The organism is Prauserella oleivorans (assembly GCF_042685745.1).
Classification (GTDB): domain Bacteria; phylum Actinomycetota; class Actinomycetes; order Mycobacteriales; family Pseudonocardiaceae; genus Prauserella_A; species Prauserella_A oleivorans.
On sequence record NZ_JBHUNT010000001.1, the window covers coordinates 4386589 to 4402903 of the forward strand.

Below are 16315 nucleotides of genomic sequence, written 5' to 3' on the forward strand. Positions count from 1 at the left end.
AGCTCACCGGGTGGCCACCCGGTCGGCGTCGGCAGGGCGCAGGTCCCAGCGCCGCCGGCGCAGGCGCACGGGCACCTCGTCGCCCCGTTCCTGGGCCTCGAGCACGACAGCACGTGCCCGCCGGTACCAGACTCCGATCCGGAACGCGCCGAGCAGGAGCACCACCACGGCGGCCAGCAACGCGATCCGGTAGTCGCCGCCGGAAACCTCGAGCAGCACGCCGACGAGCAGTGCCGCCACCGTCGTGGCGACGAAGCCGCCCACGTTGACCGCACCCGTGGCGGTGCCGACCCGGGGCAGCGGGTTGTAGTCGCGGGCGAGCGCGAAGCCGACCGTCGACACCGGACCGCCCACCGCCAGCAAGGCGAATGCCGGGACGAGCACGCCGACCGGCACCCGGCCCGGCCACGTCAGCAGCACCGTCCAGGAGGCGACACAGACCGCGACGTAGCCGAGCACCACCGGCATCCGCAGCTCCGGCCTGCGGCTGACGAACCCGCCGAGCACCGGTCCGGAGACCATGGCACCGAGGACGAACACGATCAGCAGGGAGCTCGCCGTGGTGGGCGGGTAGCCCAGGCCCTCGACCATGAACGGGACACCCCACAGCAACGTCATCATGTTCAGGCTGAACGGGGTGGTGAAGTGGGTCCAGAAACCCAGCCGGGTACCCGGCACCCGCCATGCACCGGCCAGCTGACGGCCGACCTCGCGCAGCGACGCCGCCCGCACCGCCGTGGTCCGCGCGGTGGGCGCGTCCCGGACGACCGCCTGCACCACCACGACGAACGCGACCGTGACCAGCCCGGCACCGAGGAAGGTGGGCAGCCAGCCCGGGCCGGCGAGCAGGAGAGTGAGCGGCAGGGTGGCGGCCAGGTTCCCGACGAATCCGAGGGCGGCGGTGAGCGAGGTGACGACCATGTACTGCCGGGCCGGGAAGTGGTTCGCGGCGAGCCGCAGCACCGAGACGAACGTGAGCGCGTCCCCGACCCCGAGAATGCCGCGGGCGGCCAGACCCAGGGCGTAGCTGTGGGCGAGGGCCAGGAGCACCTGCCCGGAGCCGAGCATCAGCAAGGCGGCGGTCAGCACCGTGCGCGGACCGAACCGGTCGACCAGCACGCCCGTCGGGACCTGCATCGCGGCGTACACCCCGACCTGCAGGACCGTGAACATCGCCAGTGCCGCCGAGCCGACCCCGAACCGCTCCGCCGCGTCCAGTCCCGCGACCCCGAGCGAGGCGCGGTGGAACAGTGCGAGAACGTAGACGAACGCTGCGGTGAACCAGATCAGCCACGACGCGGTCGTGGCGCGCCCGGTGACCGGGCTGCTCGACGGCACGGAACCCCCTTCACATCGAACCCTGATGGCGCCCGGGGACGCGGAGTGCCGCCGTCCCCACCAGTTTTAGCCGTTTCCGGCTCACCGGGCATACCCCGGTCTGCGGTGGGATTGCCCACAGAGGCCGGTCAGGAACGCACCGCGCCCGGCACGGCCCACCGGTCCGACCGCCAGCGCGCGAGGACGAACCCGAGCCGCAGCAGCATGAACATCGTCAGACCGGACCAGATGCCCGCGAGACCCCAGCCGAAGCCGAGCGACGCCCAGATCAGCGGCAGGAACCCGAGCACGGCGCTGGCGAGCGTCGCGTTGCGCAGGAAGGCGGCGTCGCCGGCACCGAGCAGCACACCGTCGAGCGCGAACACCACCCCCGCGACCGGCTGCAACGCCACGAAGAACCACCACGCGTGCGGGATCTCGCCCAGCACGCCGGGATCGGATGTGAAGGCGTGCGGCAGCACGGGCGCCAGCGCCGCGAACGCGAGCCCGAGCGCACAGCCGAGCACGAGGCCGTATCGTGTGATCTGCGTGGCCACCCCGCGCGCCCGTCTCGTCGACTCGGCTCCGAGCGCCGCCCCGATCAGGGACTGCGCGGCGATGGCGACCGAGTCGAGCACCAGGGACAGGAACGTCCACAGCTGCCACACGACCTGGTGCGCTCCGACCGCCTCGGTCGAGGTGCGGGCCGCGACCGCCGTGGCCGACAGGAAGCAGGCCTGGAACCCCAGGCTGCGCAGGACGAGGTCGCGGCCGAGTAGCAGCTGCGCCCACATCACCGTCGGCCGGGGCCGCAGGCGGCCCCGCTCGCGGACCAGCGCCCACAGGAACAGACCGCCGGAGACGGTCTGCGCGACGACGTTGGCGACGGCCGAGCCTTCGAGTCCCCAGCCGACGGGGTACACCAGCACGGGGCACAGCACGGCGGACAGGCCGTTGCCCGCGAGCACGTACCGCAGGGGCCGCACGGCGTCCTGGACGCCGCGCATCCAGCCGTTGCCCGCCATCGTCACGAGGATCATCGGCGCGCCGAACAGCGCGATCCGCAGCCACGACACCGTGGCCTCGGTGATTCCCTCGTCGCCGGACATGGCGCGGGCCACCGGTTCGGCGACGAGCTGACCGACCAGCAGCACCATCACGCCGACGGCGAGCGCGAGCCAGGTCGCCTGCACACCCTCCTCGACGGCGTCGGCGCGCCGTCCGGCGCCGTGCAGCCGCGCCGTTCGGGCGGTGGTGCCGTAGGAGAGGAACGTCAGCTGCGTGGACATCAGCGCCAGCAGCGTGCCGCCGAGCGCGAGCCCGGCCAGCGGCAGCGCGCCGAGGTGGCCGACCACGGCCGTGTCCACGAGCACGTAGAGCGGCTCGGCCGCCAGCACACCGAGAGCGGGTACGGCAAGCCCGAACACCGTGCGGGCGGGGACACGATCCTCGAGCATGCTGGCCACGCACCGAGCGTAGCCAGTGGGTCCGACAACCGGTCATCCGACAGATGCCGCGCCGGTCGTGCCGTTCCTACCGTCACGGGCATGAGCGAACCGAGGACGATCCTGGTGGCCGGCGCGACCGGAACCGTGGGGCGGCACGTGACCGCCGGGCTGACGGACCGCGGCGTGCGCGTGCGCGCCCTGACTCGTGACCCCGCCGCGGCGGAGCTGCCCGCCGACGTCGAGGCCGTGCCGGGCAGCCCGTTCGACCCGGCGGGGCTGGAACCGTGGCTGGACGGCGTGTCCGGGGTCTTCCTGATGATGCCCGGCTTCGACGACGTCGCCGCCGTGCGCGAGACCGTCCGCGTCATCGCGCGGCACGTCCGGCACGTGGTCTTCCTGTCGTCGGGTGCGGTGCGGGACGGCGTCCCCGCGGCCGGGCAGAGCGGTGCCATCGCCCGGGCGCACGCCGAGGTGGAGGAGGCGATCCGGGACTCCGGGATCACGTGGACGTTCCTGCGCCCGTACCGGTTCGCCACCGGCATCCTGCACTGGGGTGAGGCCATCCGGGCCGGTGCGCCGGTGCCGGCGGTGCTGCCGCACGTACCGGTGACGCTGCTGGACGAGCGCGACATCGCCGCCGTCGCCGTCCACGCGCTCACCGAGGACGGTCACGCCGGCGCCCGCTACGAGCTCACCGGCCCCGAGCCGCTGACGCCCGTGCAGCAGCTGGCGATCATCGGCGAGGTCAGCGGGCGCCGCATCCCCTGGACCGAGCGGCCGGCCGAGGACTGGATCCGTACGGTCCTCGGCCGGGACGCCACCGACGTCGAGGTGGCCGGCATGCGCGCGAGCATCGAGGACTCGGCGGCGTCCGTCACCGACACGATCACGCAGGTGACCGGCAGGCCCGCGCGCACATTCCGCCAGTGGGTGCTCGAGCACACGCACGAACTCACCGGCCCGCTGCCGGAGGTGAGGCGGGACGACGCGGGCTTCGTCCTCGTCAGCATCTGGCGGGTCGCGGACCCGGCGCGGCAGCGCGCGGCCGCGTCCGCCGCGCTCGACGACTGGCGCGACCGGCCGTGGCCGGCCGGGCTGCTCGCCCACAGCGTGCTGCTCGGCACGGACGGCCACACCCTGCTCCACTATTCGCAGTGGGCGGACGACGGCGCCGTCGAGGCCTTCCGGCGCGCCGACCGCAGGCGCCGCAACGACGCCATCGACGCCGTCGTGCCGGGCATCGAGCGTCTCACGGCCACCGGCTACCGGCGCTACCGCAGCGCCGTGCCCGACCGCCCGATCGAACCCGGGGTGGTGGTGCTCGTGTCGTTCGCCATCGACTCGGCCGCGGTCGGCGCACGATTCGTCGACGCACTGCTGACCCGGCATCCCGTGCACACCGGTGAGCGGCCTCCGGACGGCATGGGCGGCAACCACTTCCACCTCGCGGTCGACGGCAGCCGGGTGCTCAACTACGCCGAGTTCACCGACGAGGCGGCACACCAGCGCGTCGTGGACACCCGGCTCCGCGCCGGCGACGACGTCCCCGGACTGATCGCCGCCACACCGGGGCTGACGCCACTTGGATTCGAGCGGTTCCTGCCCTACGGCACCCGGTACGGACGCGGCTGACCCGGCCACGCTCGCGCGTCCCCGCCCGGCCCGGGCGGGGACGCCGCACATCGCTGGCTAATCTCTATCCGATGCCCGAGTACGCGATCCTGATCCTGCCGTCGGCCAACCGCGTCTACACGGAGACGTCGAGCAGGCTGCTGCGGGCCGAGCTCGCCGTGTTCGGCGACACGGTGCTGTCGGCGCCGCCGTCCGACATCGGCACGCGCACCCTCGGCGGCGTCGAGTACGTCACCTTCCGCACCGACGCCCCGCTGACCGGCTCCGACGTCGCCTACCTGTCGAACCTGTCGTCGGCGTACGTCCTGTTCGAACTCACGGGGGAGCTGTTCCGCCCCGTCACGCTGGAGCGCCTGGATCGCTTCGACTCCGACCTGCTGACCATCCAGAAGTACACCGGCAAGACCAACGAGCTGTTCACCAAGCTGCTGCTGAACCTCACGGTGCTGGCGACCGAGCGCCCCGCCGACCTGACCGGCCGCGCGCTGCACGTACTGGATCCGTTGTGCGGCCGGGGAACCACGCTCAACCAGGCCATGATGTACGGCTACCACGCCACCGGCCTGGACGTCGACGGCCGCGACTTCGAGGCCTACCAGCAGTTCATCAAGACGTGGCTGCGCACCAAGCGGATCAAGCACACCGCGGACGCGAGCTCGTTGCGGCGCAACAAGGTCCGCCTCGGCAGGCGGCTGGACATCTCCTACGCCGCCACCAAGGAGGAGTACAAGGCCGGCGACACCCGCACACTGACCTACCTCAACTGCGACACCCTGCACACCGACGAACTGCTGCGCCGCGGCTCGGTCGACGTGATCGTCACCGACGCGCCCTACGGAGTCCAGCACGGCAGCAGGCACCAGGACGCCGCCCTGGCCCGCAGCCCGCGGGATCTGCTGGCGGCTGCCGTTCCGGTGTGGACCCGGGTCCTCAAGCGCGGCGGCGCGCTGGGCATCTCGTGGAACACGCACGTCGTCAAACGCGACGAGCTCGCCGGGATCCTTGCCGACGCCGGCCTCACCGTGCGCGAGGGCGGCCCGTACGACGAGCTCGCCCACCGGGTCGACCAGGCCATCGTGCGCGACGTGCTGATCGCCCGGAAGTGACGGTCCACGTCCACGACACCACCCGACCGTCACCTCGCCCGGCCGGTCCCCCGCCACCTGGCACACCCCCGACGGCGCCCGCCCGCGCCGGCATGTCCTCCGGCGCGGGCGGGCCGCGGGTCAGGCGTCGACCTGGGCGATGCCGGGTGTACCCGCCTCGACGTAGACGCTCGCCCGGGTGGAGACCGGCGCGCCCGGCACGGTGACCCGCGGGACCACGCGGTAGTCCGTGCGCAGGTGACGCGGTGTCACTTCGCAACGCATGTACCCGCGCTGGGCGTTGTGGAACTTCATGTGCGGGTTCTCCCGCAGCCAGATCCGGCCGAGGTCGTCCATGTCCTGCCCGTCGGCTCCCGAGCTGATCGAGGTGCCGAGGAACTCGGCGCCGACGGCAGGGGCGTCCGGGTCGGTGAAGTCGACCTTGAGGTCGGCCGCGGTGCTGCGGTGGGCGTCACCGGTGACCACGACGAAGTTGTCCACCCGCCTGCGCTCGACCCCGGCGAGCAGGTCGCGCCGGGCGGCCGCGTAGCCGTCCCAGGTGTCCATGCCGAAGCCCTGCGCATCGCCCTCGAGGTGGTCGGCCTGCATCATGAACACCTGGTTGCCGAGGATCTTCCACGTGGCGTGGGACCGCTCGAGCCCGTCCAGCACCCAGGCCTCCTGCTCCTGCCCGAGCATGGTGCGGGCGGGGTCCAACCGTTCGGTGCAGTCGCTGCGCAGGCCGTCGCCGCACGCCTGGTCGTCGCGGTACTGGCGGGTGTCGACCATGGTGAAGTCGGCGAGCCGGCCGTAGCCGACGCGGCGGTAAAGCCGCATGTCGGGCCCGTGCGGACGCTGGGTGCGGCGCAGCGGCTGGTTTTCGTAGTAGGCCTGGAACGCCGCGGCCCGGCGCCGCAGGAACACCGCCGGGTCCTGGTCGGGTTCGGTGTCGGACTGGGAGATGGCGTCGGCCCAGTTGTTCTCCACCTCGTGGTCGTCGAGCACCACCAGCCACGGGAACGCGGCGTGCGCGGCCTGCAGGTCGGCATCGCTCTTGTACTGCCCGTACCGGATCCGGTAATCGGTCAGGGAGAACGTCTCGGCGGCGGGCAGGTGGCCCCGTCCGATGCTGCCCTGACCGCCGCCCTCGTAGATGTAGTCGCCGAGGTGCAGCACCAGGTCCAGATCTTCCTCGGCCAGGTGCCGGTACGCGGTGTAGTAGCCGTCCGGATAGCTCTGGCAGCTCACGACCCCGAACGCCAGCGACGAGAGCGCGGCACCCGCCGACGGGGCTGTCCGTGTCCGCCCGACCGGGCTCAGTTCGGAACCGGCGCGGAAGCGGTACCAGTATTCGCGGTCGGGGCGCAGCCCCTCGACCTCGACGTGCACCGAGTGCGCGAGCTCCGGCGCGGCCCGCTCGGCGCCGGACCGCACGACGCGGCGGAAGGCCGGGTCCTCGGCGATCTGCCACGCGACGTTCACGGCCTTGCCCGGCATACCGCCCGTGCCGTCCTCGGCCACCGGGTTGGGGGCGAGTCGTGTCCACAGCACGACTCCCGAGGGCGTCGGCTCACCGGACGCGACACCCAGGGCGAACGGGTTGTCGCGGAAGCGCGGCGTCGCCCACACGGGACCGCTGGACGCGCCGGCGAGCGCGAGTGCGGTCGCGAGCGTGCCACCCCCCGCGAGTGCCAGGAATCGCCGCCGGTCGACGTTGGACCTCTCAGCCATGTCTCTCCCTCTGCCGTGGCCGGACCGCAACATCCAGCCAGGGCAGGGCGACGCGAGGACCAGCGCCGCCCGAACGGGACGTGACGCGGCGGCCAACCTTCGCCGTCGCTGCGGCGAAGCGCCGAGGGCCGTGTCGTCCTTGCGCAGCAACGGATTCGGCCGTCGGGAGCCATGCGGGTGCGACGGCGTGGAGGCGGTCCCGGGCACGATGGTGTTCAGCGACAGTCCGGCCCGGGCGCACCCGGGTCACCGGAAATCCGGCTCCGGTCACCGGGAACGTGGCTGCCGCTCAGCGGCACCCGGACGGCGGCACGGCCGCCCGCTGGACCGTCGCCGGAACCGGTCAGTCGTCCTCGGGGGTGTCCTCGCGGGGCAGCCGGTAGGGATCCGGCTCGCCCGCGGGTGTGGCCATGGTGGCCCTCCGGGCAACCTCGGCGTCGGCTTCCCGCGCCTTCGCGAGCAACTCGTCGATGTGCCGGGCGTCCGAGGGCACGTTGTCGGGCACGAACGTCAGCGTCGGCGTGTACCGCACACCGGTTCCCTGCCCGACCTTCGTCCGCAGCACACCGCGCGCCGACTCCAGCGCCGCCGCCGCGCCCGCGAAGTCCGGCGCGGCCTCGAGGTTCTCGCCGAGCACCGTGTAGTAGACGGTCGCGTCCCGCAGGTCGCCGGTCACCCGCGCGTCGGTGATCGTCACGTTGCCCAAACGCGGGTCCTTGACCTCGTGTTCGAGTGCGGACGCGACGATCTGCGCGATCCGCTTGGCCAACCTCCGTGCCCGAGCCTTGTCGGCCATGGGGATCCCCTCACTCGCTTCGAACCCTCAGTCGTCATCCGGCCCGAGCAGCCGCCGGTGCGCGGACAGCAACTCGAGCTCGGGCCTGGCCGCCACGAACCGTTCGCAGGCGTCCAGTACGTCTCTCACATGCTCACCGTCCGCCGCGACCGTGACCACTCCGACCAGCGCACGCCGGTGCAGGTCGAGGTGTCCGGCCTCGGCGACGGCCACGTCGAACCGTTTCCGCAGATCCGCCAGCAACGGGCGGACGGCGGACCGTTTCTGCTTCAGCGACCGCACATCGCCGAGCAGGACATCCAGCTCCAGGGAACCGACGAACATTGCTCACCACCGGGACGGGCAAGGCCGGTCGGGCGGAGGCAGCCGCCCCCGCCCGACCGGTTCCCGACCTCAGTCGCGCGGCTTCTCGCGCTGCTCGTAGGTCTCGACCACGTCGCCGACCTTGATGTCGGCGAACTTGCCGAGCGTCAGACCGCACTCGAAGCCGTCGCGGACCTCGACCACGTCGTCCTTGAACCGCCGCAGCGAGTTGATCGGCAGGTCCTGCGCCACCACCACGTCGTCGCGGAGCAGACGCGCCTTGGCGTTGCGCCTGATCTGACCGGACGTGACCAGGCAACCGGCGATCGTGCCGTGCTTGGAGGACTTGAAGACCTCGCGGACCTCCGCCCGGCCGAGCTCGACCTCCTCGTACTCCGGCTTGAGCATGCCCTTCAGGGCCTGCTCGATCTCCTCGATCGCCTGGTAGATGACCGTGTAGTACCGGACGTCGACGCCCTCGCGGGACGCCCGCTCGGTCGCCTTGCCCTGGGCGCGGACGTTGTAGCCGATCACGATCGCGTCCGACGCCGTCGCCAGGTCGATGTCGCTCTCGGTGACGCCACCGACGCCGCGGTGCACCACGTTCAGCTCGACCTCGTCACCCACGTCGATCTGCATGAGCGAGCCCTCGAGCGCCTCGACGGTACCCGAGTTGTCACCCTTGATGATCAGGTTGAGGGTGTTGGTCTCCTTGAGCGCGGAGTCCAGGTCCTCCAGGCTGACGCGCTTGCGCTTGGCGGCGTTCTCCGCGTTGCGGATGCGGGCCTGGCGGCGCTCGGCGATCTGCCGGGCCACCCGGTCCTCCTCCACGACGAGGAACGTGTCACCGGCCCGGGGCACCGACGTGAAGCCGATGACCTGCACCGGCCGCGACGGGGTGGCCTCGGAGACGTCCCGGTTGTACTCGTCCACCATGCGGCGCACCCGGCCGTAGGCGTCACCGGCCACCACCGAGTCACCGACGTGCAGCGTGCCGCGCTGGACCAGCACGGTCGCCACCGGACCCCGACCACGGTCGAGGTGAGCCTCGATCGCGACGCCCTGGGCCTCCATGTCCGGGTTGGCCCGGAGGTCCAGTGCCGCGTCCGCCGTCAGCAGGATCGCCTCGAGCAGCCCGTCGATGTTGATGTTCTCGCGCGCCGAGATGTCGACGAACATCGTGTCGCCGCCGTACTCCTCGGCCACGAGCCCGTACTCGGTGAGCTGCTGCCGGATCTTCTGCGGGTTCGCGCCTTCCTTGTCGATCTTGTTGACCGCGACCACGATCGGCGCCTTGGCGGCCTGCGCGTGGTTGATCGCCTCGATCGTCTGCGGCATCACACCGTCGTCGGCGGCGACCACGATCACCGCGATGTCGGTGGCCTGCGCACCACGGGCACGCATGGCGGTGAACGCCTCGTGACCCGGGGTGTCGATGAAGGTGATGAGCCGCGAGTCGCCCTCGAGCTCGGTCTCCACCTGGTAGGCACCGATGTGCTGGGTGATGCCACCGGCCTCGCCCTCGGCGACCCGCGTCTTGCGGATCGTGTCGAGCAGCCGGGTCTTACCGTGGTCGACGTGACCCATGACGGTCACCACCGGCGGCCGGACCTGCAGGTCTTCCTCGGTGCCCGCGTCCTCGCCGTAGGTGATGTCGAAGGCCTCCAGGAGCTCGCGGTCCTCCTCCTCGGGGCTGACCACCTGGACGTTGTAGTTCATCTCCGTGCCGAGCAGCTCGAGCACGTCCTCGGAGACGGACTGCGTCGCGGTGACCATCTCGCCGAGGTGGAACAACACCTGCACCAGCGAGGCCGGGTTGGCGTCGATCTTCTCCGCGAAGTCGGTCAGCGAGGCACCGCGCGGCAGCCGGATCGTCTCGCCGTTGCCCTTGGGCAGGCGGACGCCGCCGACGCTCGGCGCCTGCATGTTCTCCATGTACTCCTGGCGCTTCTGCCGCTTCGACTTGCGGCCCTTGCGCGAGGGGCCACCGGGGCGGCCGAAGGCACCCGCGGCACCGCCGCGACCACCACCACCGCGGCCGCGGAAGCCGCCGCCACCACCGGGAGGACCACCGGGGCCGCCGCGGAAGCCGCCGCCACCGCCGCCACCACCGGGACGGAAGCCGCCACCGCCGCCGCCACGGGGACCGCCGCGGCCGGCACCGGCACCGGCACCACCGGGGCCGCCACGTCCACCGGGGCCACCACGACCGCCGGGACCACCGCTCGGGCGGGCCGGACGCGCCGGCATCATGCCCGGGTTCGGGCGCGGCGGCATGTTGCCCGGGCTCGGGCGGTTGCCGCCGGGACGCGGACCGCCGCCACGCTCACCCTGCTGACCGCCGCCGGGACGCGGGCCACGCTCGCCCTGCTGGCCGCCGCCGGGACGCGGCGGGGCCGGGCGCGGAGCCGGTGAACCGGACCCGACACCGAACGGGTTGTTGCCCACCCGGGGCGGACGGGGACCCGGCTTCGGGCCGGGCTTGGGACCCTGCGGCTTCGGCGGCACGACCGACGACGAGGACTGCTGGTCCTGCTTCGTCGGGCCTGCCTTGGCCGCGGGAGCCTGCTCGGCCGGCTTCGGACCGGGCTTCGGCCCCGGCTTGGGACCGGGCTTCGGCCCCGGCTGCGCGGGCCGCTGCTGTTGCTGCTGTTGCTGTTGCTGCTGCGGAGCGGAGGGCCGCGGAGCCTGCTGGCTCGGCTGCGCGGGCGCGCCGCCGTTGCCACCGGGCTTCGGTGCGGCCTTGCCGCCCTGCTTGCCGTCCTTGCCGCCTGCGAAGGCGTCCCGGAGCCGCCGGGCGACCGGCGCCTCGACCGTGGACGACGCAGACTTCACGAACTCGCCCTGCTCCTTCAGCTTGGCGAGTACTTCCTTGCTCGTAACACCGAGCTCTTTCGCGAGCTCATGTACGCGGGCCTTGCCTGCCACTGCTCTCCTCAACTGATGAGGCCAGGCAGGCAGTGCACCCGCTGACCTCGTCCTATCGTCGCGCGTTCATGGCTTCAGCTTCACGGCTGACTCATGACGGGTCGACCTGCTTCCTTGTTCCGACGGGAACCCGGGATGGTCCCGGATCCTCACTCTGCTCGGCGAGCTGCTCCAGCGCGTGTCGTGCACCGCCGGTCTCGAGCGGCCCCTGGGCTCGCAGCGCCCGGGGAAACGCCCTCCTCCGTTCGGCCTTGGTGAAGCACCCCGTGTCGCGGTGCACCCAGGCACCGCGCCCGGGAAGCCGTCGCCGTTCGTCGACGACCAGCGCCCCATCCACCACGACCAGCCGAAGTAGCTCGTCGATCAACGCTCGCCGCCTGCATCCGACACACGTGCGGACCGGACCGGCCGGGTACTCGTGCTGTACGGAATTCGACTGCGGACGTTGCACCGCGCCCCAGTTTAGCCCTTGGCCTCTCACTCAGCCGAACCGGTTGCCGCCGCGTGTGGCGACTCGTCCGGCGCGACCTGGCGCTGCCCGGCACCGCCCTCCGGAGCGGCGTCACTGCGGATGTCGATCCGCCACCCGGTCAGCCGCGCGGCGAGGCGGGCGTTCTGCCCCTCCTTGCCGATGGCCAGGGACAACTGGAAGTCCGGCACGACGACACGCGCCGTCTTGGCACGCTCGTCCACCACCGTCACCGACACAACCTTCGCGGGCGACAGGGCATTCCCGACGAAGCGAGCCGGGTCCTCCGAGTAGTCGATGATGTCGATCTTCTCACCACCGAGCTCACTCATGACGTTGCGCACACGCGCGCCCACGGGACCGATGCACGCACCCTTGGCGTTCACCCCGGCCACCGCCGAGCGGACAGCGATCTTCGACCGGTGCCCCGCCTCGCGGGCCACGGCAGCGATCTCCACCGTGCCGTCGGCGATCTCCGGGACCTCCAGGGCGAACAGCTTGCGCACGAGGTTCGGGTGGGTGCGCGACAGCGTGATCTGCGGACCCCGGGCGCTGCGGGACACCCCGACCACGTAGGCCTTGATCCGGCTGCCGTGCTCGTAGTTCTCCCCGGGCACCTGCTCGGCCGCGGGCAGCACGCCCTCCGTGTCGCCGACCTGGACGACCACCATGCCTCGCGCGTTCGCGCGCGCGTCACGCTGGATGACGCCCGCGACGATCTCGCCCTCCTTGGCGGAGAACTCGCCGTAGGTCTTCTCGTGCTCGGCGTCGCGCAGCCGCTGCAGGATGACCTGGCGGGCCGTGGTGGCGGCGATCCGCCCGAAACCCTCGGGCGTGTCGTCCCATTCCTCGGCGATCTCGCCGTTCTCGTCCAGGGTGTGGGCCAGCACCCGCACGTAGCCGGTCTTGCGATCGATGTCGATCTTGGCGTGCGGCTGATGACCCTCGGTGTGCTTGTACGCCGTCAGCAGCGCGGACTCGATCGCCTCGAGCACGGTCTCGAAGGGGATGTCCTTGTCGCGCTCGATCGCCCGCAGCGCGGCGATGTCGACGTTCACCTCGGCTCCTCCTTCGGGCCGGTCGGTCCGGCATTGTCGTCGTCGGCGCCGGAGGCGTCCTGCTCCAGCACCTTGAGTTCATCGGCGGGTGGCTGTTTGAACTCGATCTCGAGCACCGCCTTGGCGACGTCGGCATAGCGCACGTCACGGACGGTGCCGTCGACGAGCATCCGCACCGAGTCCTCGCCGGCCCGGCCGATCCGGCCGACGAACTCCGCGCCTTCCGCGGGAGTCACGCGGGCCTGGCGGTATTTGGCCCGGCGCCAGTGGCGCGGCTTGGTCAGGGGGCGGTCGACGCCCGGGGACGTGACCTCGAGGGTGTACGCGCCGGCGATGAGGTGCTCGTGGTCGTCGAGCACCGCGGAGAGGGCCCTACTGATCTCGGCGACCTCGTCGAGACCGACACCGTCGTCGCCGTCCACGACCACCTTGACCAGCTTGCGCCGCCCGGCCTGCTGCACGTCGAGCGCGTCGAGATCGAAACCCGCGGCCGTGACGGCCTCGGCCACGATGGGCTCCAGCCGGCTGGCGAGTTCGTTGGGCACCGTGATGCTCCTGTTGTCCTGTTCGAAGTGGTGGTCCAGCTTATCGTGCCGCGACCGGGTCTCGCCGACCAGCAGGCGTCGCCTGGCAGGATGGCCTCTCGTGACCTCCCGAGGACTGCTGAACCGGCGTGCTGCGCTGCGGGCCGCGGCCCTCGCCGCGGTGGCCGTTCCCGTCGCGGGCACGGCGTCGGCGTGCACCGGCTACGACGACAGCCCCGACCCGTTGCTGCCGCTGCTCGCACGCGCCAGGGCCGACGCGGCCGCCGCCCGCGGGCTCGCCCGGTCGTCCCCCGAGGCCGAGAACCTCGCCTCCCAGGTGGCGACCGTGCGCTCGGCACAGGCCGACGCGCTCGGCCGCGAGGTGGACCGGCTCAACCGGCCACGGCCGGACCGGACGAACGCGCCCGGCACCACCGTCGCCGATCTCGACGCGCTGCGGCAGCGGCTGGCCGACGCCCGGCAGCAGGCTGCCGCGCTCGTCCCCGGGCTGCCCGCCTACCGGGCCGGTCTGGTGGGCGCGGTCGCGGCCGGCTGCGCGGGTGCGCAGCAACTGGATCCCGCGCTGGGCGCGGGCCAGCCGGGTCCGCTCGGGCGCGTTTCCACCGGGCAGCTCGAGGAGCCCGCCGTGGAGGCACTGCAGGGGGCACTCGCGGCCGAGCACGCCGCCGTGTGGGTGTACGGACTGGTGAGCGCCTTCCTGCCCGACGCGTTCGGCAAGGGCCTCGATGCCGGAGCCGAGGCGCACCGCGACCGTCGCAGTGCGTGCGAGCGCGTGCTGACCGCCGCGGGCGCGGAACCACGGGGGCCCGAACCCGCCTACCTGCCACCGCAACCGGTGACCGACGAGACGTCGGCGGCGACGCTGGTAGTGACCGCCGAGACCGACGCGGCCCGGGCCTGGCACGGCGTGCTCGAGCGGACCGAGGACACGGGGCTGCGCGAGCTGGCCACCCAGGCGCTGGTCGGCTCGGCCACCCGGTGCACGAGCTGGCGGCTGGAGGCCGGGCTCGAACCGGCCGCGATCGCACTGCCGGGCCGCGGCTGACCCGGCGCGGGTCAGGCCCCGCCGTGTCGGCCGTCTGTGTCGCCGTGTCGGCCGTCCAGGTAGCAGGAGCGGCCGGACCCGGCCGACGGTGCGACTACCGGGTGGCGGCCGAGAGCCGCAGGGCATCCCGGCTGATCCGCCGGAGCAGGCCGTCGTCGCTGTGGTCGCCGAAGAACGCGGCCTCGACGATGGTGACCGCCCGGCCTTGGGCCCGCGACGCGTACTCGCCCTCGGCGACGTTCGGCGCGCCGGGCAGGTTGGCGCTCTCGTCGCGGACGAGGTCGTTGACGTTGCCGGTGCCGTCGGTGTCGGTGATGACCTTGAGCTGCCGCGCCTCCGTCTGCCCGGGCATGGTCACGACGACCACCGACACAAGCGCCCGCGCCCGGCCCACCTCGGTGCTGTAGAGGGCACGCGCGACCCGCTCACACGGGTGCTCGCCGAACCAGTCGGACACGTCACCGTAGGAGTTGCTCGCGCAATCGGTGGACCTCTCGGGCCCGGCCACCGGCGTGTAGGTGAACTCGCCGCTGGTCAGTGGATCCGGGGGCGGGGTGAGCTCGTCCGCGGCAGGGGCGCCGCCGTCGGAGCGCACCAGCCACCACACCAGCCCGGACACGATCGCGACGGCGAGCAGCCCTGCTCCCCGAAGCAGCAGGCGGGGTCCGCGTCGACGTTCCGGCGGGTGCTGCCGGACCGCCTGCATCGGCGCCGTGTCACTCACTTCAGGGATGTATCGCTGTTGTCCAGCCACGGGCGGTGACCGTATCCGACCGGGGTCAGCCGAGGGCGTCCAGCACCCGTTCGACATCCTCCTCGGTGTTGTAGAGGTGGAAGCCGAGCCGGACGTGACCTGCGCGGATGCTCGACCGGACGCCGGCTGCCGCGAGCCGATCGGCGGCCGACCCCGCGTCGAGGGCGACGATGGCGCTCCCCCGGGCGGGCAGGCCGAGCTTGCCGAGCAGGGAGTCGGCCAGTCCGGTGCAGTGGTCGTGGACGGCCTGCAGGTCGAGCGAGGCCAGGTAGGGCAGGGCCACCGACGCGCCGACGAACGCGAGCCAGCTCGGGGAGAGGTCGTACCGCCGGGCGCCGTTCGCCAGCCGCAACGGCATCCCGTACACGGTCTGCCAGGGGTCCTCGCCCGCGTACCAGTTCGCGGCCACGGGACGTCCGCGCTCGAGCACACGGGGGTGCACGGCCAGCCAGGCCGCGCCACGCGGCGAGAGGAGCCACTTGTACCCGGCGCCGACCACCCAGTCGGCCCACTCGAGGTCCAGCGGCAGCCAGCCGGCCGCCTGGCTCACGTCGAGCACCACCGGCACGTCGGCCGATTCGGCGGCGGCATGCAATGCCGCGAGGTCCACGACGGCGCCGTCGGCGGACTGCGCCACGCTCACAGCGACCAGATCGCGTCCGTCCACAACGGACGGCAGCTCGGCGAGTGGCGCCTCGCGCACGCTGACCCCGCGATGTGCCTGCGCCGCGAACGGGAAGGTGACGCTCGTGAACTCGCCCTCGGCGGCCAGCACGCGGGCGCCGTCGGGCAATCCGGCGGCGACGGCGGCGAGGAGCTGGGAGACGCTCGCGCCGATGGCGACCCGGTCGGCGGGCACGCCCACGATCCGGGCGAAGGCCTCCCGCGTGGTCGCGACGGCGGCGTCGAAATCCGGTGGGGCGTCCGCGCCGGCGCGCCAGCGATCGACCGCCTCGGTCACGGCGTCGGCCACGGGTACGGGCGGCACTCCGATGCTCGGCGTGTTCAGGTACCCGGGGGCAAGGCCGAAGTCGGCGGAGAAGGCGTGGCGCATAGGGGCGACACTAGCGTGGCGGTCCACTGAAAATTCGCGTGTCGGCGGTCCACGTCGCCGTGTCGGCCACCCGGGTCCTCGTGGTGGCGCCGTGCGTGGCGAACACGGCTACCCGAACCGCAGACACGGCTACCCGAACCGCCGACACGG

Annotated in this window: 14 protein-coding genes; 3 read left to right on the top strand and 11 right to left on the bottom strand. The window is 72.5% G+C overall.

All coding sequences use genetic code 11. The features are described from left to right. Positions 1-3: 3 nt before the first annotated feature. Both ACFSZT_RS21510 and ACFSZT_RS21515 read right to left on the bottom strand, forming a co-directional pair. The gene (locus ACFSZT_RS21510) at positions 4-1338 is read right to left on the bottom strand and encodes an MFS transporter (protein WP_377386047.1); all 1335 of its coding nucleotides are present in this window, start codon (positions 1336-1338) and stop codon (positions 4-6) included. Between the two features lie 128 nt (positions 1339-1466). After that, the gene (locus ACFSZT_RS21515) at positions 1467-2774 is read right to left on the bottom strand and encodes an MATE family efflux transporter (protein WP_377386865.1); all 1308 of its coding nucleotides are present in this window, start codon (positions 2772-2774) and stop codon (positions 1467-1469) included. A 90-nt stretch (positions 2775-2864) separates the two neighbouring features. On the opposite strand from ACFSZT_RS21515, the gene ACFSZT_RS21520 reads away from it, so the two are divergent. Together ACFSZT_RS21520 and ACFSZT_RS21525 are read left to right on the top strand one after the other, a co-directional pair. Then, on the top strand, positions 2865-4397 hold the full coding sequence (locus tag ACFSZT_RS21520; RefSeq protein WP_377386050.1) for an SDR family oxidoreductase: 1533 nt from the start codon (positions 2865-2867) through the stop codon (positions 4395-4397). A gap of 71 nt (positions 4398-4468) precedes the next feature. Beyond that, a complete protein-coding gene (locus ACFSZT_RS21525) occupies positions 4469-5503 on the top strand; it encodes a TRM11 family SAM-dependent methyltransferase (protein ID WP_377386053.1) in 1035 nt (344 codons plus the stop codon). Between the two features lie 120 nt (positions 5504-5623). Here ACFSZT_RS21525 and ACFSZT_RS21530 read toward each other — a convergent pair whose 3' ends face one another. From ACFSZT_RS21530 to rimP, 7 genes are all read right to left on the bottom strand, one after another. After that, a complete protein-coding gene (locus ACFSZT_RS21530; RefSeq protein WP_377386056.1) occupies positions 5624-7213 on the bottom strand; it encodes an alkaline phosphatase D family protein in 1590 nt (529 codons plus the stop codon). A gap of 343 nt (positions 7214-7556) precedes the next feature. Then, positions 7557-8009 carry a 30S ribosome-binding factor RbfA gene (rbfA, locus tag ACFSZT_RS21535; RefSeq protein ID WP_377386059.1) on the bottom strand — a complete coding sequence of 151 codons (453 nt, stop codon included), beginning with the start codon at positions 8007-8009 and terminating at the stop codon, positions 7557-7559. A 27-nt stretch (positions 8010-8036) separates the two neighbouring features. Further along, positions 8037-8333 (bottom strand): DUF503 domain-containing protein, encoded by a 297-nt coding sequence (locus ACFSZT_RS21540; RefSeq protein WP_377386062.1) that lies wholly within the window; start codon positions 8331-8333, stop codon positions 8037-8039. Between the two features lie 69 nt (positions 8334-8402). Further along, a complete protein-coding gene (gene infB, locus ACFSZT_RS21545) occupies positions 8403-11240 on the bottom strand; it encodes a translation initiation factor IF-2 (protein ID WP_377386065.1) in 2838 nt (945 codons plus the stop codon). 91 nt (positions 11241-11331) lie between these two features. Next, positions 11332-11721, bottom strand: coding sequence for a YlxR family protein (locus ACFSZT_RS21550; RefSeq protein ID WP_377386068.1), 390 nt, complete (start codon positions 11719-11721; stop codon positions 11332-11334). Continuing rightward, positions 11718-12767 (bottom strand): transcription termination factor NusA, encoded by a 1050-nt coding sequence (gene nusA, locus ACFSZT_RS21555; RefSeq protein WP_377386071.1) that lies wholly within the window; start codon positions 12765-12767, stop codon positions 11718-11720. The genes ACFSZT_RS21550 and nusA overlap by 4 nt, the downstream gene beginning before the upstream one ends. Further along, positions 12764-13312, bottom strand: coding sequence for a ribosome maturation factor RimP (gene rimP / locus ACFSZT_RS21560; protein WP_377386074.1), 549 nt, complete (start codon positions 13310-13312; stop codon positions 12764-12766). Before rimP ends, nusA begins: the two co-directional genes overlap by 4 nt. A gap of 100 nt (positions 13313-13412) precedes the next feature. Here rimP and ACFSZT_RS21565 point away from each other — a divergent pair, with 100 nt between their 5' ends. After that, on the top strand, positions 13413-14357 hold the full coding sequence (locus tag ACFSZT_RS21565) for a ferritin-like domain-containing protein (RefSeq protein ID WP_377386077.1): 945 nt from the start codon (positions 13413-13415) through the stop codon (positions 14355-14357). A 94-nt stretch (positions 14358-14451) separates the two neighbouring features. Here the strand turns inward: ACFSZT_RS21565 and ACFSZT_RS21570 are convergent, their stop codons facing one another. Further along, a complete protein-coding gene (locus ACFSZT_RS21570; RefSeq protein ID WP_377386080.1) occupies positions 14452-15081 on the bottom strand; it encodes a hypothetical protein in 630 nt (209 codons plus the stop codon). 55 nt (positions 15082-15136) lie between these two features. After that, on the bottom strand, positions 15137-16165 hold the full coding sequence (locus ACFSZT_RS21575; protein ID WP_377386083.1) for an aminotransferase class V-fold PLP-dependent enzyme: 1029 nt from the start codon (positions 16163-16165) through the stop codon (positions 15137-15139). Positions 16166-16315: the final 150 nt, after the last annotated feature.

Bases quoted from the DNA above. Each gene is read 5' to 3' on its own strand.
- ACFSZT_RS21515 (WP_377386865.1), bottom strand. From the start codon at position 2,774: ATGCTCGAGGATCGTGTCCCCGCCCGCACGGTGTTCGGGCTTGCCGTA.
- ACFSZT_RS21520 (WP_377386050.1), top strand. From the start codon at position 2,865: ATGAGCGAACCGAGGACGATCCTGGTGGCCGGCGCGACCGGAACCGTG.
- ACFSZT_RS21525 (WP_377386053.1), top strand. From the start codon at position 4,469: ATGCCCGAGTACGCGATCCTGATCCTGCCGTCGGCCAACCGCGTCTAC.
- ACFSZT_RS21530 (WP_377386056.1), bottom strand. From the start codon at position 7,213: ATGGCTGAGAGGTCCAACGTCGACCGGCGGCGATTCCTGGCACTCGCG.
- rbfA (WP_377386059.1), bottom strand. From the start codon at position 8,009: ATGGCCGACAAGGCTCGGGCACGGAGGTTGGCCAAGCGGATCGCGCAG.
- ACFSZT_RS21540 (WP_377386062.1), bottom strand. From the start codon at position 8,333: ATGTTCGTCGGTTCCCTGGAGCTGGATGTCCTGCTCGGCGATGTGCGG.
- ACFSZT_RS21575 (WP_377386083.1), bottom strand. From the start codon at position 16,165: ATGCGCCACGCCTTCTCCGCCGACTTCGGCCTTGCCCCCGGGTACCTG.